Origin of the sequence: Salinispora cortesiana (assembly GCF_000484695.1) — a bacterium.
Lineage (GTDB): Bacteria > Actinomycetota > Actinomycetes > Mycobacteriales > Micromonosporaceae > Micromonospora > Micromonospora cortesiana.
In genome coordinates, this window is sequence record NZ_AXVR01000040.1 from 1 (window position 1) to 25,837 (window position 25,837).

A 25,837-nucleotide genomic window follows, 5' to 3' on the forward strand; every position below is an offset into this window, starting at 1 on the left:
GCCGGCCTTGAGTAGAGCCGCGGACTGCTTCTCCCACGAGTGCCCGTCCAGGGGGTAGCCGTGGATGAGTACCACCGGCTGTCCCTGACCGTGGTCCTCGTATTACACGTCGATGTTGGTGCTGTTCTCGATTCCCACAGTGATGTACGGCATAACAGCCTCCCAAGTTAGAGAACGTTCGTTCTCGCTTGTATCGGGTAGTACGTTAGAGAACGAACGTTCCCCTGCGTCAGCTGGGGCAGCATGACCGTCACCACACTTGACCCGGGACAAGAGGAAGCCATGCCCCCCGCCACCCGAAACCGGACCACACCCCAGACCGAGCAAATCCGCGAACACATCCTGATCACCGCCGACCGGCTCTACTACAGCCGCGGCATAAACGCCGTGGGCATGGACGCCCTACGCAACGAGGCCGGCGTCTCTCTGAAACGCCTCTACCAGCTCTTCCCCTCCAAGGAGAACCTTGTCGAAGCCGTCCTGAACCGCCGCCACGGCATCTGGAACAGCCTTGTCGAAACCGCCATCGCCACCGGCAGTGACACACCCCGAGATCAACTAATCGCCATCTACGACATGCTGGCCCACTGGTTTGACGAGGACGACTTCCGCGGCTGCGTCTTCATCAACACCTTCGGCGAGCTCGGCGGCACCGCACCCCACATCGCCACGCTCATCCGCGAACACAAGGCGAGCTTCCAGGCACGCCTGGCCGAACTGGTCACGAAAACCGGCGCCCCCGCCACACTCGCCCACCAACTCGCCATCCTCGCCGAAGGAGCCCAGACCACCGCCGCCATCGCCGGCACCAACGACGCCGCCCACCACGCCCGCGCCGCCGCCACCACACTCATCGACACCGCCCTGGCCACCAACCAGCCACAAGCCACCACAACGGGGTGAAACCTCCCGGGCGCCGCCGGGCTCAGAGGAGGTTCACCCCGAGCAGCAGGGTGCCGGCGCTGAGGCTGGCGCCGCCGGCGACGGTGAGCCAGATGAGTTTGTTGGGCTTCGTGTCCCGGGGCCGGACCACCGAGAGGAAGAAACCGAGCGGCATCAGAATCGGGGCGGCGACGATGAGCAGCCGAATCAGCGTACGGGTGCCGTCCGCCACGTCGGCCTGTTCGATGTAGGGCAGGGCCACGAGGGCGAAGAGGACCAGCACCCCGGCGTGCGCGTGCCCGGCGGTCCAGAGGCCCCGGCGGACCGGGTTGTCCAGGTAGCCGGCTGTGCGCCCGGCGAGGTGCCGGAGCAGGGCCAGTCCACCGAACCCGATCGTCACGACGGTGATCAGCAGGATTCCGGCGGTGTTCAGGGTTGACGGGGACATGCGGACACCTCCAACTAGTCAATGTAAAGATGCACCTCCGCCCGAATCTTGTCAATAGCTAGATTTCCCTGGCTGGCAGTCAGCACAGCGCCGAGGACCTGCTCCAGACCGCGCTGGTCAAGGCGTACGCCCGCTGGCCACGGATCCGGGGAGACGCCGAGCCGTACGTACGCCAGATCCTCTACCGGGACCAGGTGTCCGGCTGGCGGCGCCGTTCCCGCCGGCCGGAGTTCCTGGTCGCCGTGCCGCCCGCTGACCACCACGTGGGATGCACTGGAAGACCAGACCGTTGGCGCGATGGGCGGCGGGACGCCCGTTCGTCTGGCTCGATGACGAGACCACCGAGGCCGACCTGCGGTGAGGTCGCTACCCATCATCCACCAGCCGGCACTACTGCACCGCGTCGATCCGCACCTTGGACTGACCGGCATCGACCTCAAGACAGTGCGTCAACGGCTTGACCAACGAGGCGAAGTCGGTTGATCAACTGCACCCGTCTGCCACTGATCGGACATCAAGGAGAGTCGCAATAGATTGATCAAGTCGACGTCGATCCGTGGCCGCCTCTGTGTCCGCAATGGCGGATGAGGCGCTCACTTCGGATCGAAGACGCCGGCGTGCAGGGCTGCGGTGGTCGCAGCGGCAGCACGTCGGGCGAACTCCTCGTCGATGGGTTCGTTGACGACGAGCAGCCGTAGGAAGAAGGGCGCGCCAATGATCTCGATCGCGGCCCCGGCATCGGTGCCCTGAGGCAGTTCGCCGCGGGCGATGGCGTGGTCGACGACGGCCTCGGCAAGGCGGAACCGTTCGGCGAAGAAGCCGCGGACGATCTGCGCGGCGCGCCGGTTGCGGGGCGCGGACGTGGCCAGGGCTGTGATCAGCTCGCCAGGTTCGCCGGTCATGCCGACCCGGACCAGCAACGCCAGTTCTTCGAGGTCCGTGCCGAGGTCGCCGGTGTCCGGGATCGGGACGACCTCACTGGCGTACTCGCTCAGCAGGTCACCGAGGACGCCTTCCAGGTCGGTCCATCGACGGTAGACCGATGTCTTGTTGACGCCGGCTGCCTGGGCGATCCGTTCGACGGTCAACTCGGCGTACCCGTCGGCGAGGAGGCCGCGGGCGGCCGTGAGGACTGCAGCCCGGACGCGGGTGCTGCGCCCACCCGGTCGCTGGCTGACAGGCATCGGACACCTCCTTTAAAGCAACGGCTGTTGCGTTGCTACTCGCCATCATGGCAGACTTAAAAAGCAACACGAGTTGCGATTGGAGGAAAATCCATGAAGACCACCGTTTGTGTCGTCGGCGGCGGGCCCGCAGGACTCGTCCTGGGGCTGCTCCTCTGCCGGCAGGGAGTGGCGGTCACCGTGCTGGAGAAGCACGCCGACTTCCTCCGGGACTTCCGGGGCGACACCGTGCACCCCTCCACACTCAACATGCTCGACGAGATCGGGCTTGGCGAACGGATGGCGGCGTTGCCCGGACGCAAGGCCGACGCGGTGCGCGCCACCTTCGACGACGGCACCTACACCATCGTGGATTTCACCCGCCTGCCGACGCCCCACAACTACCTGTACTTCGTCCCCCAGTGGGACTTCCTGGAAATGCTCGCGACCGAGGCGGCGAGATTCCCGACCTTCACGCTGCTCCGCTCCACCACCGTGACGGGCCTGCTCCACGACGCGTCCGGCGCCGTCGCCGGCGTCCGGGCCGTGGGTCCGCAGGGCGAACTGGAGATCCAGGCATCGCTCACCGTCGCCTGCGACGGCCGCCATTCAACGGTACGCCGGGAACTCGGCCTGAAGCCCGTCGAGTACGGCGCACCCATGGACGTACTGTGGTTCCGGATCTCGCGCCACGCAGACGACGGCGACGGCCTGGCGATGCGGATCGGCGCCGGAGGGCTGATACTCGCCGTCGACCGCGGCGACTACTACCAGTGCGCTTACGTCATCGCAAAGGGCGGCTACGACAAGATCCGCGCAGCCGGGCTGGAGGCGCTGCGGGAGCAGGTGACCCGGCGATACCCGACCCTCGCCGACCGGGTCGGCGAGCTCGCCAGCTGGGACGACGTCAAACTGCTGACGGTGGAGGTCAACCGGCTGGAGCGGTGGCACGCACCCGGCGCGCTGCTCATCGGCGACGCCGCGCACGCCATGTCCCCGATCGGCGGCGTCGGCATCAACCTGGCGGTACAGGACGCCGCGGCCACCGCCCGGATGCTGGGTCCGAAACTCGCCACCGGGCAGCCAGTGACCGAGGCGGGCCTCGCCGCGGTGCAGAAGCGCCGGCACTTGCCGGCGGTGGTGACGCAAAACATCCAACGTGCCGCGCAGCGGCGCGTCGTCGACCCCCTGCTGCACACCACCGACCGGATCGAGGCCCCGGCGCCGATCCGCCTGCTGCAGCGGATCCCGGCGCTGCAAGCCCTACCCGCCTGGCTCGTCGGCATCGGCATCCGCCCCGAGCACCTACGCCGACCCACCCACCGCAGCCGGATGAAGCCGTGATCCGCTACGACGGGCACGGATTCCGACTCTGTCGGTAGCACCGGCCACCTCACGCCGAGCGCTACCGGCATCGTCCGTTGACGCCCGCCGAGGCGGCGCAGGGCCGCCGATTCCCTACTCGACGATTCCCTGCTCGCGGGACCAGCGCAGCAGCTCGGCCTCGGCCTCGTCCCGCCCCAGCGGGCCCCGCTCCAGCCGTACCTCCTTGAGGTGTTTCCAGGCCTGCCCGACGACCGGACCCGGCGGTACGCCGAGCAGCTCCATGATCGCGTTGCCGTCCAGGTCGGGACGGACCCGGGCCAGATCTTCCTCGGCCGCGAGCCGGGCGATCCGCTCCTCCAGCGCGTCGTAGTCGGCGGCGAGCTGGGCGGCCTTGCGCCGGTTGCGGGTGGTGCAGTCGGAGCGGGTCAGCTTGTGTAGCCGTGCCAGCAGGTCACCGGCGTCGGTGACGTACCGGCGCACCGCCGAGTCGGTCCACTCGCCCCGGCCGTACCCGTAGAAACGCAGGTGCAGCGCGACCAGTGCGGTGACCTTGGTGGTGGTCTCCCGGGGGAAGCGCAACGCCTTCATCCGGGCCTTGGTCATCCGGGCGCCGACGACCTCGTGGTGGTGGAAACTGACCCGACCGTCCGACCCGACCGCCTTCGTCGCCGGCTTGCCGACGTCGTGCATGAGCGCGGCCATCCGGAGGATGAAGTCACAGCCGTCCTCCTCGTACGAGACGGCGTTGCGCACCACGGTCAGCGTGTGCTCGTACACGTCCTTGTGCTGGGCGTGCTCGTCGATCTCCAGCTTGAGCCCGGTCAGCTCGGGCAGGAAGCGCTCGGCCAGCCCGGTGTCGACCAGCAGCCGCAGGCCGGCTACCGGGTCGGCGCCGCAGAGCAGCTTGGTGAACTCGCCCCGGATCCGCTCCGCCGTGATCCGGTCCAGGTCGGCGGCCATCCGTACCATCGCCGCCCGGACGTCCGGGTGTACGGCGAACCGCAGCTGCGCGGCGAACCGGGCCGCCCGCAGCATCCGCAGCGGGTCGTCGCGGAACGACTCCTCCGGCGCCGCCGGGGTACGGACCACTTTGGCCGCGAGATCCGCCAACCCGCCGTGCGGGTCGGTGAAGCGATGCTCGGGAAGGCTGACCGCCATCGCGTTGACGGTGAAGTCCCGCCGCTTCAGGTCCTCGGCGAGGCTCGTGCCGTACTGCACCACCGGGTTGCGGCTGACCTGGTCGTACACCTCCGCCCGGAAGGTCGTGATCTCCAGCCGCAGACCGTCGCGCTGCACTCCGATGGTGCCGAACTCCCGCCCGGTCTCCCAGATCGCCTCGGCCCAACCGCGCACGATCCGCAGCGTCTCGTCCGGCTGCGCGTCGGTGCAGAAGTCCAGGTCGTCGCCGAGGCGGCCGAGCAGTGCGTCGCGGACCGATCCGCCGACCAGGTGTAGTTCGTGACCGGCGCTCGCGAAGCGGCGGCCTAACTCGTCGGCGACCGGGGAGACCCGGAGCAATTCGGCTACGGCGGTGCGCTGCGCGGCGGTGAGTTCGCGGCGGTCGGCGGCGTGCGGTGCGGAGTCGGACATGGGAGGGCCAGCCTATCGGTCCGGCCAAGCCCGGCGTCCGCCGGGCGCGGATGACGCCGAGCCGACGACTAGTCTGTGTCGAGGCCCTCGCCCGCGGACCTATGGTCGGTGCCGGGCACCGACCAGACCCTGGAGGCGACAACGATGAGCGGCCGGCTCTACCGCAGCGCCAACGCGCTGGGCGACGGTGGCCGACCGACGGGTGACGACGCGATCTTCATCTCGGCTGAGCCGCTGAACCAGCCGGCCGCCGAGGCGGTGGCGCCCCCGGATGAGGCGGTGGCCGAGGGGAGCGCCGCGGCGAACAGCCTGGTGATGGCCGCGGGCAGCCTGGTCAGTCGGGGTACGGGTTTCATCCGGAACCTGATGATCGGCGCGGCCCTGGGCAACCTGGTCGGTAACGCGTACACCACGGCGATCTTCCTCCCGAACCAGGTATACGAGTTCCTGCTCGGCGGAGTGCTCACCAGCGTGCTGGTGCCGGTGCTGGTCCGGCGGCGCAAGGCCGACCCGGACCGGGGCGAGGCGTACGCCCAGCGGCTGCTCACCCTGGCGGTGGTGGCGCTCGCCGCCGCCGCCCTGATCGCGGTGGTCCTGGCTCCGGTGCTGACCGGCATCTACGCCGGCGGCAAGGACGAGGACTACCGGGGCCTGGTCACCAACCTGTCGTACCTGATGCTGCCGATGCTGTTCTTCACCGGCATCAGTGCGCTGATCGCCGCCGTGTTGAACACGCGCGGGCACTTCGCCGCCCCGATGTGGGCGCCGATCCTGAACAACCTGGTGGCCATCGGCACCTTCGGCCTCTACATCTGGGTCTACGGCGCGCAGGCGCTCCAGCCGGGCCAGGTCGGGCCGGACCGGATCTTGTTGGTCGGCGGCGGCACCCTGCTCGGGGTGGCGGTGCAGGCCGCGGGTCTGCTGCCCGCCCTGCGCAAGGTCGGCTTCCGGTGGAGGCTGCGCTTCGACTTCCGTGCGTTGGGGCTGCGGGAGTTGGCCCGGCTCGGTGCCTGGATGTTCTGCTACGTCGCGGTCAACCAGCTCGGGCTCTTCGTGGTGGTCAACCTGCTCACCCGGGTCGCCGGCGAGGACGACGCCGGCCTGCTGATCTACAACAACGTCTTCCTGCTGCTGATGATGGCGCACGGCGTCATCGCGGTCTCGATCATCACCGCGCTGATGCCCCGGATGAGCGCCGCCGCGGCGGACGGTCGCTTCACCGACCTCACGGCCGACCTGTCCCGGGGCACCCGGATGGTCACGGCCGTGCTCGCCCCGGTGGCGGTCTGCTACGCCGTGCTGGCCGCACCGATCTCCGTGGTGGTGTTCCGGTACGGCGCGTTCACCGGGGAGAACGCGGTCGCCACCGCCACTGTGCTGCTGGTCGCTGCGATCGGCCTGGTGCCCTTCGCGGTCAGCCAGCTGCTCACGTTCGCGTTCTACGCGCTGCCGGACACCCGCACGCCCGCGCTGGCCAACATCCCGGTGGTGGCACTGCGGGTGCTGCTGCAGGTCGGGCTCTACGTCGTCCTTCCCGCCACCTTCGCCGCGGCCGGCATGATGCTCGGCAACGCGATCTCCTACCTGGCCGCGGTGGTGCTGTCCGCGCTGCTGCTGCGGCCCCGGGTCGGCCGGATCGGGCTCGGCGGGATCATGCGTACCGTGGGCAAGGTGCTGGTCGCCGCGCTCGGAGCCGCGCTGGTCGGCCTCCTGGTGGTCCGCCTGCTGCCGGGCCGGCCGGAGGAGCTCGGGTGGTTCGCGGCGGCTGTCCAGCTGCTGATCGGTGGGGCGGCGATCGGTCTCAGCTACCTCGGGCTCGCGATGCTGCTCCGGATCGCGGAGGTTACCGAGGTGGTGACCATGGTCCGCCGCCGGCTCGGTCACTGAGCGTCCCGTTCTGACTATTTCTCGGGATCAGGACGATCGAAGCTGCCCACCAAGGAGTGCACTCTGCGTGAACGAGGATCACCAGGCTGGGGATGCGGCTGTGGATAACTTTGGCCCGGCCGCTCAGTCGCCGGGTCATCCTGTGGATAACTTGCCGGTCTGGGAGGCATGTCCGGTGCGGACCCGGGAATCTGGCCCGGGTGCCCCGCCACCTGACCCCAGCCCCTGCGGCAACTACTAGCGGTCAACCTCTAGATTGGCTAGTACATGCGCCAGCAACACCGCCGATAACGGCTATAACCGGACAAGCAACCCGAGCCCGGCAGCCGCTACCGGTGCGGCGGGAAGATGACATGCTGGGGAAGGCGGGGAACCCAGGTAAGGTCGCTCTCGACGGGTGTGGCGGGCGTCGGCGCGGGCGCCGACAACGGCCGGCCGGTTCGTGGAAGGCAGAGCGGAAGCCACAATGCCCAGCAACACGGGTCCATCGATCGACACGATCACCGAGGGAGGACTGGTGACCCAGGTCGGCGAGGGTCAGGAGGCGGATGAGAACGCTCCGCCGATCATGACCTTCGGTGCTCCGATCGCCGGTGATGTGCTCGCCGAGCGGTACGAACTCGTTGAGCACATCAACAACGACAGCGCTGGCCGGCTGCTCTGGCGCGGGGTCGATGTCGTGTTGCGCCGCCCCGTCGCAGTGGTGCTGCGCTACCCGGGCGGCGACTCCGCCACCGAGATGCTCCAGGCCGCCGTTGCGGCCAGTCGGGTCATCCACCCCAACCTGGTCGGTGTCTACGACGCGATCGACGAGGGCGAGCGGGCATACGTGGTCCGCGAGTGGGTCGACGGGCAGTCGCTGCGGGAACTCGTGGCCGCGGGGGCGCTGGACCCGGCTCGGTCGACCGCCGTCGGTAACGCCGTCGCGAGCGCCCTGGCCGCCGTGCACGCCACCGGAATGGTGCACGGCAACGTCCACCCCGGCACGATCATGATCAGTGACGACGGCCGGGTGGTGTTGGCGGACGCGCGCACCGACGGGGCCGACAGCCAGGCCAGCGACATCCGGGCGGTCGGCGGTGTCCTCTACTTCGCGCTGACCGGCCACTGGCCCCACGCCGAGGTCCCGTTACACGGCGCCACCGCCGGACACGGGCGGGCGGCGACCCCAGACGCGGTCCGGGGCCCGGAGGGCACGCTCGCCGCGCCGCGCCAGGTGCGGGCCGGGGTTCCGGCATACCTGGACGACCTCACCATGGATCTGCTGGACGGCTCGCTTCCACCCCCACCGTCGGATGTCCTCGCCGCGGAGTTGGCCCGGCTGGACGTCCCGTCCGACGAGCAGTTCCTGGAAAGCAGCGGCCCACTGCGCTTCACCGCCGAGACCGGGGCCGAGCCGTCACCGCTGGCCGCCGCCGGGGGGCGCAAGTTCGCTGTCGGGATCGCCAGCCTCCTGGCCGTCGCGCTCGTCGGCCTTCTGATCGGCATCAGCATGCTCAGCGGAGGCGGGGACGGCGACCGGAACCCGACGACGGCTGCCAGCCCCGCTCCCACCACGGCCGGCGAAGACCCACCCGACTCCGCAGCGACCGAACCGCCGAAGATCACCGCTGCGAAGATCATTGACCCAGAGGGGGATCGCGCCGAGGTCCGCGGCGCCGAGAAGGTCTTCGACGGCAGTCTGGATGAGGGCTGGGAGACCCAGACCTACAAGGGGCACCCGGATTTCGGCCGGATCAAGCAGGGCATGGGCATCTGGCTCGACCTCGGTGAGCCCCGCACCCTCACGTCCCTGCAGGTCCAGCTCTCGGCACGGGGTGCGTCAGCCCGGTTGTACACGGGCACCAACGAGCACCCCTCCTCGAGCGCGGGTGACAATGCGCTCTTCGCGGAGTATGAGCAGAACCCGATCGGGCCGGCCAAGGAAGACGCCGGCACAACGATGACCTTCGACGCGTTCGATGCGGACACGGAATACCAGTACCTGCTCGTCTGGCTGACCGAGCTGCCGCCGAGCGACGGCGGTTACAAGGTCGGCATCCAGGAGATCAAGATCTCGTGATCCGCTCACCGCGTCCCCGGCGCCGTCTCCGCCGGACGTGGTGATGGCGCCGAACGGGTCGACCGAGCGGCCGGTGGGTAGCGACAGCCCACCGGCCTCCGATCTCGACCTGCTACGCGCGCATGTTGCTGGCGAGCGGGACGCCTTCGCCGAGCTGCTTCGCCGGCACCGGGACCGGCTCTGGGCGGTGGCGCTGCGCACTCTCGGCGACCGGGAGGAGGCGGCCGACGCGCTGCAAGACGCGCTGCTCTCCGCTCATCGGGCCGCCGGGCGGTTCCGGGGTGACTCGGCGGTGACCACCTGGCTGCACCGGATCGTGGTCAACGCCTGCCTGGACCGGATCCGACGCCGCCAGGCGCATCCGACGGTGCCACTGCCCGACGGCGTACGCGACGTGACGGGTGCCACCGGTGGCACGGAGCCGGCCGCTCCCGTGCCCGACCACGACACCGCTCTGGTGGTCCGGGAGGCGCTGGCCGCGCTACCGGTCGAGCAGCGTGCCGCGCTGGTCCTGGTTGATGTGCAGGGCTACCCAATAGCCGAGGTTGCCCGCATCCTTGAGGTAGCTGAGGGGACGGTGAAGAGCCGGTGTGCCCGGGGCCGGGCCCGTCTGGCGGCGGCGCTCGGCTATCTCCGGACGGCACCGGAGCAGCCACTCTCGGATGGAGGTATGCCAACCGTCACGGGACGGAACCAGCAGCCGCGCGGTGGCGTCCGATCGGTGTCGGGGCGACCCCGGCGCGAAGCCAACCAGGAGGAGCTGTGACGACCGGGGGGTTCCGGGAGGTTGACCACGAGTTACTCGCCGACTACGTCGGCGGGGCGCTGGCGGGCACTCCCGACGAGGTGACCGTCGCCCGCCTGGTCGAGCGAGAGGAGGCCTGGGCGGACGCGTACGCCCGGCTCGCGCCAGCGGTCGCGGAGGTCCACGCCACCCTGGTCGCCTACGGGACGGCGGAGGAGATGCCCGCGGCCGTGGCGGATCAGATTCGCACCGCGCTGGCCGCGACCGACGATGCACCGACGACCGAGAGAGCACCGGCCGAGGGCGTGCCGGCTGGCAGGGCAGCGCACCCTATGGCCGGTAGGGCAGCGCGCCCTTCGGTCGTGCCGGCTCAGTCGCACGCTGGTTCGCGGCGCCCCGGTGGCGTTCCGCAGGTGGCCACCAGCGGCCCCGGTCGGCGACGGCGGCGGTGGCAGCGGGTCGGTGCTCCCGTCGCGCTCGCCGTGGTAGCGGTAACCGCTGTCGGGCTGCTCGGCCTGGACCAACTCGGCCGGGGGACGGACGGTCCGGGGTCGAACACCGGCGCCCCGGAGCAGGCCGTCGCCGGCCCGGTGGGCACCACCGCGCCGCCGATGCAGACCGGTCGGGACTACCAGCGGGAGGAGTTGGCGGCTCCGGCCTCGTCGCCGCTGCAGTACTCCGGCGAGAGCACCACCGAGTCGAAGCCATCCGTGGCTATCCAGGGCGACCGGACGGCTGGGGCGATCGGGCTCGATCGGCTGGCGGATTCGGCCGCGCTCGAAACCTGCCTGGCCGAGATCGGCGTCGAGCACGACGCTGGCCGGTTGGCGGTCGAGCTGGTGGACTACGCCCGCTTCGAGGGCCAGCCGGCGCTGGTCGTCCGGTTCACCGATGCGACTGGTGCCCGCTGGGCCTGGGTCAGCGGTCCCGAGTGCGGGGTATCCGGGTCGGGCGCGGACACCCGGTACCGTACGCGGGTAGGGTAGAACCCCACGACGGTCGCGGGGTGTTGTGCCGTGACGTGAGCTGACCCACCGGATGACCGGCTCGGGAATTCCCGGTTCGTACGATGGCGTTCTCTACATCAGCTGCCGATGCCTGCTTCAGGGGTGTCGGCACCGACTCGCCGTCGGTGTGCGCCGTCGGCGAACATACAGACGAATCGGGAGACGGCAGTGGACGACGTCCGCAACCTGATCATCATCGGCTCCGGGCCAGCCGGATACACGGCGGCGGTCTACGCCGCGCGCGCGAACCTCGCACCGCTGGTCATCGAGGGGGCGCAGTCCGGTGGCGCGTTGATGACGACGACCGAGGTGGAGAACTTCCCGGGGTTCGCCGACGGCATTCTCGGTCCCGAGCTGATGGACAGCATGCGCAAGCAGGCCGAGCGCTTCGGCGCCGAGTTCCTGACCGACGACGTCACCCGGGTTGAGCTCAAGAACACCGGCGAGGTCGGCTCAGACGCGGTCAGCACCGTCTGGGTGGGGGAGACCAGCTATCGGGCGAAGGCCGTCATCCTCGCCACCGGCTCCGCCTGGCGCCCGCTGGGTGTGCCGGGTGAGCAGGAGTACCTCGGCCACGGCGTGTCGTCCTGCGCCACCTGCGACGGCTTCTTCTTCCGCAACCAGCACATCATCGTGGTCGGTGGTGGTGACTCGGCGATGGAGGAGGCCAACTTCCTGACCCGCTTCGCCGAGTCGGTCACGATCGTCCACCGTCGGGACTCGTTCCGGGCCAGCAAGATCATGGCTGAGCGCGCGCTGGGTAACGACAAGATCAAGGTCGAGTGGAACGCCGTGGTGGAGGAGATCCTCGGCGCCGACGGCAAGGTTTCCGGCGTCCGACTCCGCCACGTGCACACCGGCGACTCCCGGGTGCTCGACGTGACCGGCGTCTTCGTGGCGATCGGCCACGATCCCCGCAGCGAGCTCTTCCGTGGCCAGGTGGACCTGGACGACGAGGGGTATGTGAAGGTGGACGCGCCCAGCACCAAGACCAGCATCCCGGGGGTGTTCGCCGCCGGTGACCTGGTGGACCACACCTACCGGCAGGCCATCACCGCCGCCGGTACGGGCTGCGCCGCCGCCCTGGACGCCGAGCGCTTCATCGCCACGATCCAGAGCTGAAATTCCGAACACATCCCCCGAGGAGGGAACGTAGTGGGAGCAACCAAGTCGGTCACCGACGCCAGCTTCACCACCGAGGTACTGCAGTCCGACAAGCCGGTTCTGGTGGACTTCTGGGCGGAGTGGTGCGGTCCGTGCCGGAAGGTGTCGCCACTGCTCGAAGAGATCGCCGGTGAGATGGGCGATCAGGTCAGCATCGTCAAGCTCAACATCGACGACAACCCGGAGACCGCCCGTAACTACCGGGTCATGTCCGTGCCGACGCTCACCGTGTTCAAGAACGGCAAGCCAGTGCAGTCGATCGCCGGCGCCAAGCCCAAGGGGGAGCTGGTCAAGCTCATCCAGTCCGCGCTCTGACCAGCACCCGACCAGACCTGCCCCCCGCATCCGCTCCACCGGGTGCGGGGGGCAGGTCTTTTTCCGGCCGCCACACCTCGGGCCCGGCGAGCGCCTAACCTCAATCCCAGAAGACAACACCGCCCGTCGTCGGCGGGGCTACCGGAACACGGCCAACGGCGTCCTCGCCGGGCCGCCCGGCCGGCCAGCTTCCGTGCAAAAGGGGGTCGAGCGTGCGTCCGATCCGACCCGGCGACCGTGGACCGGCGGTCACCGAGATCCGTAAGGTGCTGGCCGGCCTCGACCTACTCGTACCGGCAGCACCAGACAGCGACGAGTTCGACCCCCGCACCGAACGTGCCGTCCGAGCCTTCCAGCAGTCCCGCGGGCTCAGCGTGGACGGCCGAGTCGGCACCGAGACGTGGCAGGCACTAGACGCGGCCCGCTGGCGGCTGGGTGCCCGTACCCTCTACCACTCCGTACCGGAGCCACTTATCGGTGAGGACATCCGGTCGCTCCAGGAACGGCTCCTCGAGATGGGCTACGACGTCGGCCGAGCGGATGCCATCTACGGGGTCCGAACAGCCCGGGCGCTCGCCCAGTTCCAACGCGAGGTGGGGCTCGTCCCGGACGGCACCTGCGGCCCCCACACCGTGAACTCGCTCCGACGCCTCGGCCGCAAGGTGGTCGGCGGGCGCCCACAGTGGCTCCGTGAGTCCGACGCCATCCGACAGTCCGGTCCCACCCTGGTCGGGCGGACGGTGGTCATCGACCCGGGGCACGGCGGCAGCGACCCGGGGGTGACCGTACCCGAGGGGCAGCTGTACTGGACCGAGGCCGACCTGGTGCACGACCTCGCCAGTCGGCTCGAGGGGCGACTCGCCGCGGCCGGGGTACGGGTGCAGCTGACTCGCGGTCCGGCGCAGCGGGACCACCTGCCCGACGTCGACCGGGCCGCCCTGGCCAACTCGCTCGGCGCGGACGTGTTCATCTCCCTGCACCTCGACCGGCACGTCAACCCGGCCGCCGACGGCGTGGCCACCTACCACTACGGCACGGACAACGGCGTCACCTCCACCACCGGCGAGCGCCTCGCCGGCCTCGTACAGCGGGAGATCGTGGCGCGAACCGGGCTGCGCGACTGTCGGTCCCACGCAAAGGCGTGGGACCTCCTCCGGCTGACCCGAATGCCGGCCGTCCGGGTCGAGGTTGGCTACCTGACCTCGCCAGCAGACCGATCGCGGCTGGTCGACCCGCGGTTCCGGGACCGAGTGGTGGAGGCGATCGTCGCCGCAATCCAGCGGATGTACTACCCGATCGAACAGGACGTACCCACCGGGTCGATCGACGTGAGCAAGCTGCGGGCGATGGTGGCGGCCGAGAGCGTGGCCGCCGGGACCGTGGTCGACTGAGCGAAGCGGTGATCAGCCCGCGCCGGACCGGGGTCGCCGGGGTCAGCCGGCGCCGGACCGACCGGCGAGAGGCCGCTGCGTTCGAGCTGGTTGCCGGGGTCAGCCGGCGCTGGACCGGGTCGCCGGAGTGGGACGGACCGGCCGGAGCAGGCTCTCCGGGCTCATCGAGCCGAGCAGCTTCTCCAACGCGTACTCGACGTCGGACTTCCAGCTCAGTGCGGTGCGCAACTCCAGGCGCAGGCGCGGGAAGCGCGGATGCGGGCGGACCGTCTTGAAGCCCACCGAGAGGAAATATTCCGCCGGGGCCACGCAGGCGCGCGCCGAGTCGTCGGCGTCGCCGAACTTCGCGTCACCGAACACCTCGATCGCCTTGATTCCGCGCTTCGTCAGGTCCCGGGCGACCCCCTGCACGAGCATCCGGCCAAGCCCGCCACCGGCGAAGGCCGGCACCACCTTCGCCGTCATCAACAGCGCCGCGTCGGGGGAGACCGGTGAGGTCGGAAAGGCCATTGACCGCGGCACGTACGCCGGCGGGGCATACAGCACAAACCCGGCGGGCATGTCGTCAACGTAGATCAGCTTGCCGCAGGCGCCCCACTCCAGCAGGGTCTGCGAGACCCATGCCTCCTTCTCCAGACCGGGATCCCCGGCGTCGCGGGCCCGATCAGCGGAGACCGGGTCCAGCTCCCAGTAGACGCACTGCCGGCACGAACGGGGCAGATCCTCCAGGGTGTCCAAGGTCAGGCTGACCAGACGTCGCGACATCGGCGCATCCCCACAGTAGGCTCGGAGGTAGACCGCCCTTCGGTGTCCCCGGCCAACGATCGTACGCCGGATCCGGACACCACGGGAAGGGATACGCGAAACGACCACCGGGCAGGTGACAGCGGAACATGACCGGCACGACGCTCGACGACTACACCGACCGCTACGCCCGACGGGTCCGAGGCATGACCGCCTCGGAGATCCGGGCGCTCTTCGCGGTGGCCAACCGGCCGGAGGTGGTCTCGCTCGCCGGAGGTGCGCCGTACATCGCTGCTCTCCCCCTGGACGCGGTCGGCGAGATGCTCGGCCGGCTCGGTGCCGACCACGGCAGCACCACCCTCCAGTACGGCATCGGCCAGGGCACCCCGGAGCTACGGGAGCGGATCTGTGAGGTGATGTCGCTCTCCGGCATCGACGCCGCCTGCGGTGCCTCCCCCGACGACGTCGTCGTCACCGTCGGTGGCCAGCAGGCGCTGGACCTGGTCGCGCGCCTCTTCCTCGACCCCGGTGATGTGGTGCTCGCCGAAGGCCCGACCTACGTCGGGGCGCTCGGGGTCTTCCAAGCCGCCCAGGCGCAGGTCGTGCACGTGCCGATGGACAACGACGGGCTGATCCCCGAGGCCCTGGAGACAGCCATCGCCGATCAGGCGCGCGCCGGGCGTCGAATCAAGTTCCTCTACACCATCCCCACGTACCAGAATCCGACCGGCGTGACGCTGACCGAGCAGCGGCGCGAACGGATCCTCGACATCTGCGAACGCGCCGGCCTGCTGGTGGTGGAGGACGACCCGTACGGGCAGCTCGGTTTCGAGGGCGACGCCCCGGCGCCGCTGCGCGCTCGCCGCCGCGATGGCGTCTTCTACCTCAGCACGTTCTCGAAGACCTTCGCGCCGGGGTTGCGGGTCGGCTGGATCCTCGCCCCGCACGCGGTGCGGGACAAACTGGTCATCGCCAGTGAGGCACAGATCCTCTGCCCCAGCGGCTTCGCTCAGGCGGCCGTGGCCACCTACCTCGGCACCATGCCGTGGCGGGAGCAGCTCAAGGTCTACCGGGAGGTCTACCGGGAACGGCGGGACGCGCTCCTCGCGGCCATGGCGGACCTGATGCCGGCCGGTACGGCGTGGACCCGGCCCGGAGGCGGCCTCTTCGTCTGGGCCACGCTGCCAGACGGGCTGGACTCGAAGGCGATGATGCCCCGCGCCATCGCCGCCCGGGTGGCGTACGTGCCCGGCACCGGCTTCTACGCCGACGGCACCGGCACCGACGCGATGCGCCTCAACTTCTCCTTCCCGCCGCCCGAGCGGATCCGGGAGGGCGTACGGCGACTCTCCGGAGTGATGGAGCAGGACATCGCCATGCGCCGGGTCTTCGGCGCCGTCGGCCCTCCCGGCTCTCGTCGAGGGCGGGCCGGTTCGGACACACCCGGACCAGACTTGGCATGATTCGGGCATGGGTAAGACCGCTGCCGATCCCGCTGTCCTGACCGACCTGCGCGTGCTGGTGCTCGCCGGTGGGCTCTCCTATGAACGGGACGTCTCGCTACGATCCGGCCGCCGGGTCCTCGACGCGCTACGCGCGGTGGGCGTGGAGGCGGAGCTGCGCGACGCGGATGTCGCCCTCCTGCCGACGCTCGTCGCCGACCCGCCGGACGCGGTGGTCATCGCGCTACACGGCGCCACCGGCGAGGACGGTTCGCTCCGGGGTGTGCTGGACCTCTGCGACGTCCCGTACGTCGGCTGCGACGCGCGTGCGTCCCGCCGCGCCTGGGACAAACCCTCGGCCAAGACCGTGCTACGAGAGGCGCACATCCCTACCCCGGACTGGGTGGCCCTACCCCATGACCGCTTCTCCGAACTTGGTGCGGTGGCGGTGCTGGACCGTATCGCCGACCGACTGGGCCTCCCACTGATGGTGAAGCCCGCGCAGGGTGGCTCGGGTCTGGGCGCCGCCGTGGTCCGGGACAGCGCCGCCCTGCCGGCCGCGATGGTCGGTTGTTTCGCGTACGACTCCACCGCCCTCGTCGAGCGCTACCTGCCCGGGACAGACGTGGCAGTGTCCGTGGTTGACCTCGGGGAAGGACCGCAGGCCCTGCCGGCGGTGGAGATCGTGCCCCGGAACGGCGTGTACGACTACGCCGCCCGATACACGGCCGGCCGCACCATGTGGCACACACCGGCCCGGCTGACCACCGAGGTGGCCAAGGCGGTTGCCGAACTCGCCGTCGCCGCTCACACCGCGCTCGGACTGCGCGACCTCAGCCGGGTCGATCTGATCGTTGATGCCGACGGTCAGCCGCACGTGCTCGGGGTGAACGTCGCACCCGGCATGACCGAGACCTCGCTGCTGCCGCTCGCGGCTCAGGCCGCCGGTCTCGACTTCGGTCGGATGATCGGGACCCTGGTTTCCCAGGCTGCCTCCCGGGCAGCCTGAGCCGGCAAAGCACGGTCGTGGTCGGCCGCCAGGGTCAGGACGGAGCCGCGTTCGACGCTGATGGCCACGGCGGGGGAGTGTCAGCGGCCCTCTCCAGCGCACCGGAGTCGGTGCGGCCCGCGGAGTTTAGGGGCTACATCACCGGGGTGTGGCTCCGCTATCGGCGCTGTCCAGGCCTCCCTCACCGCCCACCTGAGGTCCCGGGTCCACGGCGAGCCGAGCTGAGGCAGCCCCGCCCTCCGCGGCGCCAGCACCGGCGTCGCCCGCCGGAACGTCAGTGCCAGCCGGCACCACGTCAGCGTCAGCGCTGATCGCCACGCTCCCGGTCTCCCCGCCTGGCGCCGCGTCAGGCTCCTCAGCGCCGCCGCTCTCCACCGCGCCGCCGCTGCCCGCTGTGCCGCCGCCCTGCGCCGTGCCACCGCTACCGGTCGCACTCCGCTGTCTGGCCACGAAAGTTGAGCTTCCCTCACCCAAGGCCGTCTCAGCGGCCTCCGTCCCCCTCGCTGTCTCCGCCTCCGCCTCCGCCGCCGCGGTCTCCGAGTGCCCCACGGCCTCTACCGCACCGAAACTGGCCGGTGCCTGCCACTGGATTCGAGTCGGTTCGGCGAGTTGGCGTCCGCCAAAATCCGCCAACCACGCGGCGACGAGGGCCAGATTCTCCCGCCAGGTCGACTCGGGGATCGGCGGCAGGATCGAGTCCCATAGGGGGAGGAAGGTGCCCCGAAGCTGGAGCTGACCGTGTGGCCGGGCGAGGAACCAGAGGTGCAGGTGCGCGGATCCGTCACCCCAGCGATTCACATGCACCCGGGACACGCCGTCGAGGGACCGGATGGCGCGCTCCAGCCGGACCGTCAGCACGCCGAGCTCGGCGGCGAGCAGATTCGGCAGGTCGCCCAGATCCAGGTGCGAGCGGGACTCGAGGATCAACACCATCGGAAGCCCGGTAGGTCTATCCATCGCACGTACCCGCCACCGTTCGTCGGCCCAGATGTACGCCTCATCGGGGGCGCCGCAGGCAGTACATTCCCGGTCGCCTTCGCCGCGACGGTGCGGCTCGGTCGCGACCGGATCATCGAGTTGTTTGACGCGGAGATCGCCCTCGAAGGGGAAGGAGGGCCATTGGGTGAAGTTCGGCACTGAGGGAGGGGTGTCGGGCACGAGGTGACCCTAACTGTTTCCGGGACTGCTGTCCCCACCTCCTTCGGCCGCCGATCGACCGGGCCGGCCCACCGCCGTTCATCCACCTCCCAGCGAAGTTATCCACAGGAGGCCTAAGTTATCCACAGCCACCTTCCACAGGTCAACATGGCGGTTGAAGCGCTGTTTCACGTGAAACAGCGCCACCTGTGGACAACTGCTGTGGATAACGTTGGGGAAGAGACTTCTGCTACACCCGCACCGACGCCGTCGCTCAAAGTGCGCGAGGTTGCCGGCGGGCAGATGCATCCGATCGCGGGCCGACACCGGGTGCGGGAGGCACCCGCTCGCCGAGTCGATCCGAGTTTCACCATCGCAGCGAAGGGGCCGGTTCGCGGAGCCGGCAGGTCGAAGCGAGCGGGCGAGCGGGCAAGTGACGGTCGGTCGGGCCAGTTTGCCGGCCAGAGCGAGCGGTCCGGGCGAGCGGGTCGGTCGGGCGAGCGGGCTTAGGTGAGTCGGGGCGAGCGGGCAGATGGGAGTGGTCGAGATATCAGATCAGGCATAGCGCGCCAAAGCTGAACTGTCCCCTCCCTCCCTGATCCACTGCCTGGGGCCAGCCCCAAGCCCCAACGACAACCGCCCCCGTTTCACGTGAAACAGGGGCGGCGCTCTGGGGGCGGGAGCCGGGCTTTCGGTCAGTCCTCGGACTGCTCCCGGTCGACCCCGATGATGTCGACGATCCGCTCCAGGTCGTCCACACTGCCGAACTCGATCGTGATCTTTCCCTTGCTTCGGCCGATGTCGACCTTGACTCTGGTGTCGAAGCGGTCGGAGAGTCGATCGGCGAGATCAGTCAGTGCGGGCGCATGCGGCTTCGGCCGACGCTTCGGCGCCTCTTTCTCGCTGGTGTCATCGCTGAGTGAGAGCGCCACCACCTCCTCGGTTGCCCGTACGGACAGTCCCTCGGCGACGATTCGGTGGGCAAGCCGTTCCTGTGCCTCAGGGTCGTCCAGGCTTAACAGCGCCCGGGCATGGCCAGCAGAGAGCACTCCGGCGGCGACCCGGCGCTGTACCTGCGCGGGGAGGTTGAGTAGCCGGATCGTGTTGGAGATCTGCGGCCGGCTCCGACCGATCCGACGGGCCAACTCCTCGTGGGTGGCGCCGAACTCGTCCAGAAGTTGCTGGTACGCCGCCGCCTCTTCCAACGGGTTCAGGTTGGCGCGGTGGATGTTCTCCAGCAACGCGTCCCGGAGCATCGAATCGTCCCGGGTGTCCCGCACGATCGCCGGAATGGAGCTCCGGCCAACCGCCTGTGCGGCTCGCCAGCGGCGCTCACCCATGACGAGTTCGAACTTCTCATCGTCGAGCTGGCGGACGACGATCGGCTGGAGGAATCCGACCTCCTGGATGGAGACCTTCAGCTCCTCCAAGGCGTCCTCGTCGAAGACCTGCCGGGGCTGCTTAGGGTTGGGGACGATCGCGTCGACCGATATCTCGGCGAAGCGAGCACCTGGGACCGGGCTGAGTGACTCGGACTCGGACGCGGGCGGCGGCGTACTCACCGCCGCCAGGCCAGCGGTCGGTGTCACCGCTGGGCTACTGACGAATGGGGCGGGCCCGCTGTCCGCCGCCGCCTCGGTAGGAATGAGGGCGCCCAGCCCTCGGCCGAGTCCACCCTTAGGACGATTCTTCATGCCTGGCCTCCCCGCGGCCTGTCCGCGCTACGCATTGCGGCTCGCCTCGGCCTTGATACCCCGCTCGGCGATCTCCTGAGCGGCCTCGAAGTAGCTCGTCGCCCCCCGTGACCCGGGATCGTAGGTCATCACAGATTGGCCGTAGCTGGGCGCCTCGGACACCCGGACGTTACGCGGGATGACCGCCTGGAGCACCTTGTGCCCGAAGTGGTTGCGAACATCCTGCTCCACCGCGTCCGCCAGCCGCGTACGTCGGTCGTACATCGTGAGCAGGATGGTGGAGACCTCCAGCCGGGGGTTGAGGTGCTGCCGGACGAGGTTGATGTTGTTGATGAGTTGGTTCAACCCCTCCAGCGCGTAGTACTCACACTGGATCGGGATGAGTACCTCCTCCGCGGCAACCAACGCGTTCACCGTGAGCAGGCCAAGCGAAGGCGGGCAGTCGATGAGGACGTAGTCGAAGTGGCCCGGGTAGCCGGTGATGGCGCGGGCCAACCGCGACTCCCGGGCAACCACAGAGACCAGTTCGATCTCGGCTCCGGCCAGGTCGATCGTGGCGGGCACACACCACAGACTCGGGATTCCCTCGACCGGCTGGGCGACGTCCTCCAAGGGCAGGCCGTTGATCAGACAGTCGTACACGTCCGGCACCCCGGTGTGGTGCGGGACGTTGAGCCCGGTAGACGCGTTGCCCTGCGGATCGAGGTCAACCACCAGCACCCGGTTCCCGTGCAGCGCCAGCGCCACTGCCAGGTTCACCGTCGTGGTGGTCTTTCCAACGCCGCCCTTCTGGTTCGCGACGCACATGACCCGGGTCCGTTCTGGACGAGGCATCGTCACCTCTCCGCTCGGGTTCAGGATCTGCACGGCGCGCATAGCTTCCATCGCCAACGGTGGGTCATCCTCTTCGCGCGTCGGTGTTTCACGTGAAACGTACGTGTCGTCAACCCCGTCCTGCCCGGTGGGCAGATTCGGAGCCTTGGTCGGTTCGGCCGGCCGCCCCGGCATTGCCTGCTGCGGCACAGCCACCTCGATGCGTGTCGACGTGGCTGTCTTCCCCCGTACCGACGCGGCCTGCTCGGCCGCCGGTATTTCGCCGACCCGGGAACTCTCCCCGGCGCTGCGGCTTAACGGTACTTCCGGCGACGATGGGCGGGTACGTCCCGGAGTTGGCGCCGCTCGCCGGAAGATCTCGTCCTGCGGCACTCGGGAGGGCGGGCTGGCAGAGAGGCTGGGGGTGGCCCAACCAGGATCGTCGGTTTCACGTGAAACCAGGTCGCCCGTTGACCCGGTCGCGCGCGGATCGTCGTACCTGCCGTCGTCATGCACCTGTCATCCCTGCCCGCTTCGGATGGTCGGTCCGCATCCTGTCAACGGGTCGCTCGGGTGGTCACCCCGGAGCGTGCGGCCCGTTGGAAGCGGTCGGAATCCGTGAGTAACCGGCGCCGCCCGCCCCACACTATCGACGCGCGGCCAGCCTACGGGGATTGGGCGCGGTCGGTCCACGTCGGGCTTCGCATCCCGCCTACCACCCGTACCTGTTCAACGAGGCAGCTACCGCTCCGGCAAGCCGGATCCGCCGAATTCCGGCAGACCGCTGAGCGCTCCGCCAGTCGACGCGACCACGTGGTCCCGCTGACTCCGAGGCACGTGCATCGGAGCAGGAGGCCGGCGATGCGGTGCCCCGACGACTCAGCGCCGCCGACCACCACGGGAACGTTTCGCGGACTTGGGTCGCGGCGGTGCCATCACCCGCTCCCGAACAATCTCGATCACCGTCGTCGGTGGCTCAACAACGCCCACACCGCAGTGGTGTACCTCCGGCACGCCACCGCCAAGCCGGTCCACGACGACTGCATGCTCGGCGGCCTCCTCCGCCGCCGAGGCGCCCTTGAGGGCGACCAGCCGTCCGCCCGGCGCCGCAAGCGGAAGGCACCACCGGGCGAGCCGGTCCAGCGGAGCCACCGCCCGAGCGGTCACCACATCGCCGGTGAGCGGCTCGACTTCACCACCACCGGAGGCGATCTCCTCGGCCCGGCCCCGGACAACCTGGACCGAGGCGGCCAGGTCGAGCTGCGCCACCGCCTCGACGAGGAAGGCGGTGCGACGGGCAAGCGGCTCGACCAGAGTGACCGAGAGATCCGGCCGAGCGACAGCGAGCACGAGGCCGGGCAGCCCAGCACCGCTACCCACGTCGAGCACCGTCGCGCCCGGCGGAATCCGCTCCGCCACCGCCGCGCAGTTGAGCAGATGCCGGCCCCAGATCCGCGGCGCCTCCCGTGGGCCGATGAGTCCCCGGACCACCCCGTCGGTTACCAACAGGCCCGCGTACGCAACAGCCAGGCCCAGCCGGTCACCGAAGAGCGTCCGGGCCGCAGCGGCCACCTCCGGCGGCGGTGCGGCGTCCACCGCACCCGGCACGGGGCGATCGCCGACAGGCAACGGCCCGGGCGGCGTACCACCCGGGCCGGACGCGAAACGCGCCGCTGTGTCGTCGTGAGTCACCCGCTCAGTCCGCCGGCCGAACGATGATGCGCCTACTCGGCTCGACGCCCTCGGACTCGCTCGCCACGCCGTCGATGGCGTTGACCACGTCGTGCACACACTTACGTTCGAAGGCGGACATCGGCTCCAGCCGCACCGACTCGCCGTGCTCCTTGACCTTCTCGACGGCGTTCTTCGCCACCGCGGCGAGCTCCTTACGGCGGCCTGCCCGGTAGCCGCCCACGTCGAGCAGCAGTCGGCTGGGGGTGCCGGTCTGCCGGAAGACCGCGAGCCGGGTAAGTTCCTGAAGCGCCTCCAGCGTGGCGCCGCGCTGACCAACCAGGCTCTGCAGTCGGCCGCCAACCACCTCCACGACCGGACGCCCGCCGGAGACCAGCTCGTCGATGTCCCCGTCGTAGTCGAGGATGTCGAGCAGGCCCTCCACGTAGTCGGCGGCGATCTCACTCTGCCGGAACAGATCGCTCTCACCGGTGGACCGCTGCTCCGTGCCGCCGCCGGCCTCGGCCGCCTCGGTCTGGCCCTTCGCCGTCGTATCTGTCCCCTCTGCGTCCTGGGACTCGTCAGCTCGGGGCGTGCTGATCTCGGTCACGGTCTCCTCCGTACTCACTCGGCCGGACCGTCGGGTCCGCTGGTCTTCCGGGGCCGACGGGAACGCCGGCACCACGGGTAGGTCTATCTGGGCAGTCTCGCCCGTGGCCGCGGGGCGCGGCGGCGTTTTGCCCTCCGGCGGCGGTACCAAGGTAGATACCGTCAGGCACCGGTCGGATCAGCCCTGCCGTTTGGCGGGTCGGCCCTTCTGGTTGGTGGGCTGCCCCTTCTTCTGGCCGGCGGCCTGGCCCTTCTGGTTCGCGGGCTGGCCCTTCTTCTGTCCGGCGGGCTGGCCCTTCTGGTTCGCGGGCTGGCCCTTCTTCTGGCTGGTGGGCTTGGCACCCGGCTTCGGGGCGGCGACCTTGGTCGCGGCTGGCTGGGTGGCGGCCGAAGGGGCGGACTTGCTGCGGCCGAAGAGGCCACCGCTCTTCGCCGGCTGTACCGGACCACGCGTACCAGTGGTGCTCGACTTGGCGCTCGGCGGCGGCGGGAACTTACGCAACACCCACTGCTGCTGGGCCAGCGTGAACATGTTGTTGGTGACCCAGTAGATGATCACACCGATCGGGAAGATCGCGCCGGAGATCAACAGCGACGCCGGGATGCCGTAGAGCATCAACCGCTGGATCATCCGCTGCTGCGGGTCCTCGGCCCAGCCGGTCTTGAGGATCATCTGCCGGCTGGTCAGGTAGGTGGTGCCCATCATCACCAGCACCAGAATGCCGGCCATGACCTTGACGGTGGTGCCGTCGGCACCCAGCGCGGCCAGTTCCTCGGCGGAGGAGCCGAACTTACCGGCGATCGGCGCGGTGAACAGCTTCGCGACCGACGCGCTGTCGAACTGGTCGACCGTCCAGCCGTAGAGCGTCTTCTTGTCCAGTGGCTTGTCTGGGTTGAGCCGGCGGAGCACGTGGAACAGGCCGAGGAAGACCGGAATCTGGAGGAACATCGGAAGGCAGCCCATGAGCGGGTTAGCCTTTTCCTTCCGATATAGCTCCATCATCTCCTTCTGGAGCGTCTCCCGGTCACCCTTGTGCTTCTCCTGCAGCGCCTTCACCTGCGGTTGCAGCGCCTGCATCGCCCGCTGTGACTTGATCTGCTTGACGAAGACCGGGAAGAGGATCACTCGGACGGTGACCACCAGGAAGATGATGGCCAGAATCCAGGACCAGTTGGTGCCGAGCACCACGCCTTCCGGCACCCCGATGACGTCCCACGCCTGATGCCAGCGCAGCAGGATCCACGAGATCGCGTAGTAGATCCAGTCGAGACTCAATTCTCAGACTCCAGTCACATCGGCACGGCGGCGACCGCCCGGCTCTGGCACCGGGTCGAATCCACCTGGGTGGAAGGGGTGGCAGCGCATCAGCCGCCGGGCCGTCAGGCCGGCCCCCCGAACCGGGCCGTGGCGGGTCACCGCCTCCAGGGCGTATGCGCTGCACGACGGGTAGAACCGACAGCGGGCCGGCAGCGCCGGACTTATCCACCGACGGTACGCGATGATGGGCCCGGCGAGCACCCGGGCACCGAGTGAGGTCGGCTGTGGCGGGTCTGGTGTCGAACTCACCGGGACCGCCGCCCGCGGGGGGCGCGTGCGGCCGCGATCGCGGCGTCGAGATCAATACCGAGTCGTTGGTACGACCGGTGCGCCGCGGCGGGCAGGGCACGGACGATGAGGGTGCTGCCGGCCGGCAGTCCGGGGAGGCGCTCCCGGACCAGGTGCCGCAGCCGGCGGCGGACGGTATTACGGACGACGGCGTTGCCAACCGCCTTGGAGACGACGAAGCCGGCGCGGGCTGGTGCGGATGTCTGCTCCGCACCAGTGTCCCGCGCCGGCTTCGTCGAAGAGATCTCCGGTGGGGCGCCGGGCGAGGTCAAATGGACGACGACCACGCCGCGCCCGACGCGTCGGCCACCACGGACCGCCGCGGCGAAGTCAGTGCTGCGCCGCAGACGCTGCGCGGCGGTCAGCACGACTCTCCACGCCCTGCCGATCGGACCTGGCGGCCTCAGGCCGCCAGGCGAGCGCGGCCCTTGCTGCGACGGGTCGAGATGATGGCGCGGCCGGCACGGGTGCGCATGCGCAGCCGGAAGCCGTGGGTCTTCGCGCGCCGGCGGTTGTTCGGCTGGAAGGTGCGCTTGCTCACGTCAGGCTCTCCGTTGTCCTACCCCTGGGCGAGGGATCGCCGGGGTCGCGTCTGGTCCGAGGTCGTCCCTGTTTCGGTTCGTGTCACGATCCGGGTCGTGTCATGATCCGAGACAGGTCATGATCCGGAACACCTTCGCGGCGCCCCCGATCAACGCTGCCCGACGCTGCGGACAGCAAGCATCCATCACCCTAGCAGAGGGTGAGAGAGCAGCCGATCCAGCGTACGCAGGGGCACAACGAGCGTCAACGCTCCCACCGGCCGACCCGGCGCCGGCAGTTCCGACGTTTTCGCTGCTGCCACCGACGGTGGGCGTACGGCCGCTGTTGATGGCGTCCGGACATCGCTGTTACCGTGCCCGATTGCGGTGCAGGGCTGTTGGCCCCGAATCGCGGTGAGTGGCTGTCGGAAGCCCGGGGTCGGTCCGGCTGTGGTCGCCGCCGGCAGGCAAGACCGAATCGGGCGGTGGATCGTTCGGCAAGATGACCCGCTTCAGCGCCCGCTTGTACCGGGAGAGGTCTGACCCACATCGGTGGGCAGCCACATTCGGTACCCACACAGGCTGTGGATAACTTGTGGACAAGGACCGGT

The 25,837-nt window shown here is 69.6% G+C and carries 24 protein-coding genes and 2 pseudogenes; 12 read left to right on the plus strand and 14 right to left on the minus strand.

All coding sequences use genetic code 11. The features are described from left to right. Window positions 1-153, minus strand: a pseudogene (locus K228_RS27375) (alpha/beta fold hydrolase); the annotation flags it as partial. A gap of 129 nt (window positions 154-282) precedes the next feature. Here K228_RS27375 and K228_RS0117060 point away from each other — a divergent pair. Beyond that, on the plus strand, window positions 283-903 hold the full coding sequence (locus K228_RS0117060) for a TetR/AcrR family transcriptional regulator (RefSeq protein ID WP_025619526.1): 621 nt from the start codon (window positions 283-285) through the stop codon (window positions 901-903). A gap of 22 nt (window positions 904-925) precedes the next feature. Here K228_RS0117060 and K228_RS0117065 read toward each other — a convergent pair whose 3' ends face one another. After that, complete coding sequence (locus K228_RS0117065; RefSeq protein WP_018722575.1) at window positions 926-1,330, minus strand: hypothetical protein; 405 nt, start codon at window positions 1,328-1,330, stop codon at window positions 926-928. A gap of 65 nt (window positions 1,331-1,395) precedes the next feature. On the opposite strand from K228_RS0117065, the pseudogene K228_RS27380 reads away from it, so the two are divergent. Then, window positions 1,396-1,581 (plus strand): annotated as a pseudogene (locus K228_RS27380) (sigma factor); the annotation flags it as partial. A 342-nt stretch (window positions 1,582-1,923) separates the two neighbouring features. Here the strand turns inward: K228_RS27380 and K228_RS0117075 are convergent. Beyond that, window positions 1,924-2,514, minus strand: a complete 591-nt coding sequence (locus K228_RS0117075; protein WP_025619527.1) for a TetR/AcrR family transcriptional regulator — start codon at window positions 2,512-2,514, stop codon at window positions 1,924-1,926. A gap of 93 nt (window positions 2,515-2,607) precedes the next feature. Here K228_RS0117075 and K228_RS0117080 point away from each other — a divergent pair, with 93 nt between their 5' ends. Further along, the gene (locus K228_RS0117080) at window positions 2,608-3,837 is read left to right on the plus strand and encodes an FAD-dependent oxidoreductase (RefSeq protein ID WP_025619528.1); all 1,230 of its coding nucleotides are present in this window, start codon (window positions 2,608-2,610) and stop codon (window positions 3,835-3,837) included. Between the two features lie 114 nt (window positions 3,838-3,951). On the opposite strand, the gene K228_RS0117085 is transcribed toward K228_RS0117080, so the two are convergent. Continuing rightward, the gene (locus K228_RS0117085) at window positions 3,952-5,409 is read right to left on the minus strand and encodes a CCA tRNA nucleotidyltransferase (RefSeq protein ID WP_025619529.1); all 1,458 of its coding nucleotides are present in this window, start codon (window positions 5,407-5,409) and stop codon (window positions 3,952-3,954) included. A 144-nt stretch (window positions 5,410-5,553) separates the two neighbouring features. Between K228_RS0117085 and murJ the strand changes: the two genes are divergently transcribed. The 7 genes from murJ to K228_RS0117120 all read left to right on the plus strand — a co-directional run bounded on the left by murJ (window position 5,554) and on the right by K228_RS0117120 (window position 13,980). Beyond that, the gene (murJ, locus tag K228_RS0117090; RefSeq protein WP_025619530.1) at window positions 5,554-7,296 is read left to right on the plus strand and encodes a murein biosynthesis integral membrane protein MurJ; all 1,743 of its coding nucleotides are present in this window, start codon (window positions 5,554-5,556) and stop codon (window positions 7,294-7,296) included. A 466-nt stretch (window positions 7,297-7,762) separates the two neighbouring features. Further along, window positions 7,763-9,358, plus strand: a complete 1,596-nt coding sequence (locus K228_RS0117095; RefSeq protein ID WP_025619531.1) for a protein kinase family protein — start codon at window positions 7,763-7,765, stop codon at window positions 9,356-9,358. A 43-nt stretch (window positions 9,359-9,401) separates the two neighbouring features. Beyond that, window positions 9,402-10,124, plus strand: a complete 723-nt coding sequence (gene sigM / locus K228_RS0117100) for an RNA polymerase sigma factor SigM (protein ID WP_025619532.1) — start codon at window positions 9,402-9,404, stop codon at window positions 10,122-10,124. Then, window positions 10,121-11,089, plus strand: a complete 969-nt coding sequence (locus tag K228_RS0117105) for a hypothetical protein (protein WP_025619533.1) — start codon at window positions 10,121-10,123, stop codon at window positions 11,087-11,089. The genes sigM and K228_RS0117105 overlap by 4 nt, the downstream gene beginning before the upstream one ends. A 189-nt stretch (window positions 11,090-11,278) precedes the next feature. After that, complete coding sequence (trxB, locus tag K228_RS0117110; protein ID WP_025619534.1) at window positions 11,279-12,232, plus strand: thioredoxin-disulfide reductase; 954 nt, start codon at window positions 11,279-11,281, stop codon at window positions 12,230-12,232. Window positions 12,233-12,265: 33 nt separating this feature from the next. After that, window positions 12,266-12,589, plus strand: coding sequence for a thioredoxin (trxA, locus tag K228_RS0117115; protein ID WP_018738665.1), 324 nt, complete (start codon window positions 12,266-12,268; stop codon window positions 12,587-12,589). A 212-nt stretch (window positions 12,590-12,801) separates the two neighbouring features. Then, window positions 12,802-13,980 carry an N-acetylmuramoyl-L-alanine amidase gene (locus K228_RS0117120; RefSeq protein WP_025619535.1) on the plus strand — a complete coding sequence of 393 codons (1,179 nt, stop codon included), beginning with the start codon at window positions 12,802-12,804 and terminating at the stop codon, window positions 13,978-13,980. A gap of 99 nt (window positions 13,981-14,079) precedes the next feature. Here K228_RS0117120 and K228_RS0117125 read toward each other — a convergent pair whose 3' ends face one another. Further along, window positions 14,080-14,745, minus strand: a complete 666-nt coding sequence (locus K228_RS0117125; RefSeq protein ID WP_025619536.1) for a GCN5 family acetyltransferase — start codon at window positions 14,743-14,745, stop codon at window positions 14,080-14,082. Window positions 14,746-14,873: 128 nt separating this feature from the next. Here K228_RS0117125 and K228_RS0117130 point away from each other — a divergent pair, with 128 nt between their 5' ends. Continuing rightward, window positions 14,874-16,187, plus strand: a complete 1,314-nt coding sequence (locus tag K228_RS0117130) for an aminotransferase-like domain-containing protein (RefSeq protein WP_025619537.1) — start codon at window positions 14,874-14,876, stop codon at window positions 16,185-16,187. Between the two features lie 7 nt (window positions 16,188-16,194). Then, a complete protein-coding gene (locus K228_RS0117135) occupies window positions 16,195-17,175 on the plus strand; it encodes a D-alanine--D-alanine ligase family protein (RefSeq protein WP_025619538.1) in 981 nt (326 codons plus the stop codon). Between the two features lie 138 nt (window positions 17,176-17,313). Here the strand turns inward: K228_RS0117135 and K228_RS30200 are convergent, their stop codons facing one another. From K228_RS30200 to rpmH, 9 genes are all read right to left on the minus strand, one after another. Continuing rightward, window positions 17,314-18,312, minus strand: a complete 999-nt coding sequence (locus tag K228_RS30200; RefSeq protein WP_342667124.1) for a hypothetical protein — start codon at window positions 18,310-18,312, stop codon at window positions 17,314-17,316. Between the two features lie 695 nt (window positions 18,313-19,007). Then, complete coding sequence (locus tag K228_RS0117145; RefSeq protein ID WP_025619539.1) at window positions 19,008-20,006, minus strand: ParB/RepB/Spo0J family partition protein; 999 nt, start codon at window positions 20,004-20,006, stop codon at window positions 19,008-19,010. A 27-nt stretch (window positions 20,007-20,033) separates the two neighbouring features. Next, window positions 20,034-21,335 (minus strand): ParA family protein, encoded by a 1,302-nt coding sequence (locus K228_RS30055; RefSeq protein WP_080671624.1) that lies wholly within the window; start codon window positions 21,333-21,335, stop codon window positions 20,034-20,036. A gap of 363 nt (window positions 21,336-21,698) precedes the next feature. Then, entirely contained in the window at window positions 21,699-22,427 is a 729-nt protein-coding gene (gene rsmG, locus K228_RS0117155) for a 16S rRNA (guanine(527)-N(7))-methyltransferase RsmG (RefSeq protein ID WP_025619541.1), read from the minus strand. Between the two features lie 88 nt (window positions 22,428-22,515). After that, on the minus strand, window positions 22,516-23,118 hold the full coding sequence (locus tag K228_RS0117160) for a Jag family protein (protein WP_025619542.1): 603 nt from the start codon (window positions 23,116-23,118) through the stop codon (window positions 22,516-22,518). 159 nt (window positions 23,119-23,277) lie between these two features. Further along, window positions 23,278-24,375: a membrane protein insertase YidC gene (gene yidC / locus K228_RS0117165; protein ID WP_025619543.1), complete on the minus strand. Its 1,098-nt coding sequence runs from the start codon at window positions 24,373-24,375 to the stop codon at window positions 23,278-23,280. A gap of 3 nt (window positions 24,376-24,378) precedes the next feature. Next, the gene (gene yidD / locus K228_RS27390) at window positions 24,379-24,618 is read right to left on the minus strand and encodes a membrane protein insertion efficiency factor YidD (RefSeq protein ID WP_018728028.1); all 240 of its coding nucleotides are present in this window, start codon (window positions 24,616-24,618) and stop codon (window positions 24,379-24,381) included. Window positions 24,619-24,662: 44 nt separating this feature from the next. Beyond that, complete coding sequence (gene rnpA, locus K228_RS0117175) at window positions 24,663-25,073, minus strand: ribonuclease P protein component (RefSeq protein ID WP_025619545.1); 411 nt, start codon at window positions 25,071-25,073, stop codon at window positions 24,663-24,665. Between the two features lie 35 nt (window positions 25,074-25,108). Then, window positions 25,109-25,246 (minus strand): 50S ribosomal protein L34, encoded by a 138-nt coding sequence (rpmH, locus tag K228_RS0117180; protein WP_018221882.1) that lies wholly within the window; start codon window positions 25,244-25,246, stop codon window positions 25,109-25,111. Window positions 25,247-25,837 lie beyond the last annotated feature (591 nt).

What these genes read in the sequence shown, in the direction of transcription:
- K228_RS0117060 (WP_025619526.1), top strand. Translation starts at nt 283, where the DNA reads ATGCCCCCCGCCACCCGAAACCGGACCACACCCCAGACCGAGCAAATC.
- K228_RS0117065 (WP_018722575.1), bottom strand. Translation starts at nt 1,330, where the DNA reads ATGTCCCCGTCAACCCTGAACACCGCCGGAATCCTGCTGATCACCGTC.
- K228_RS0117075 (WP_025619527.1), bottom strand. Translation starts at nt 2,514, where the DNA reads ATGCCTGTCAGCCAGCGACCGGGTGGGCGCAGCACCCGCGTCCGGGCT.
- K228_RS0117080 (WP_025619528.1), top strand. Translation starts at nt 2,608, where the DNA reads ATGAAGACCACCGTTTGTGTCGTCGGCGGCGGGCCCGCAGGACTCGTC.
- K228_RS0117085 (WP_025619529.1), bottom strand. Translation starts at nt 5,409, where the DNA reads ATGTCCGACTCCGCACCGCACGCCGCCGACCGCCGCGAACTCACCGCC.
- murJ (WP_025619530.1), top strand. Translation starts at nt 5,554, where the DNA reads ATGAGCGGCCGGCTCTACCGCAGCGCCAACGCGCTGGGCGACGGTGGC.
- K228_RS0117095 (WP_025619531.1), top strand. Translation starts at nt 7,763, where the DNA reads ATGCCCAGCAACACGGGTCCATCGATCGACACGATCACCGAGGGAGGA.
- sigM (WP_025619532.1), top strand. Translation starts at nt 9,402, where the DNA reads ATGGCGCCGAACGGGTCGACCGAGCGGCCGGTGGGTAGCGACAGCCCA.
- K228_RS0117125 (WP_025619536.1), bottom strand. Translation starts at nt 14,745, where the DNA reads ATGTCGCGACGTCTGGTCAGCCTGACCTTGGACACCCTGGAGGATCTG.
- K228_RS0117130 (WP_025619537.1), top strand. Translation starts at nt 14,874, where the DNA reads ATGACCGGCACGACGCTCGACGACTACACCGACCGCTACGCCCGACGG.
- K228_RS0117135 (WP_025619538.1), top strand. Translation starts at nt 16,195, where the DNA reads ATGGGTAAGACCGCTGCCGATCCCGCTGTCCTGACCGACCTGCGCGTG.
- K228_RS0117145 (WP_025619539.1), bottom strand. Translation starts at nt 20,006, where the DNA reads ATGAAGAATCGTCCTAAGGGTGGACTCGGCCGAGGGCTGGGCGCCCTC.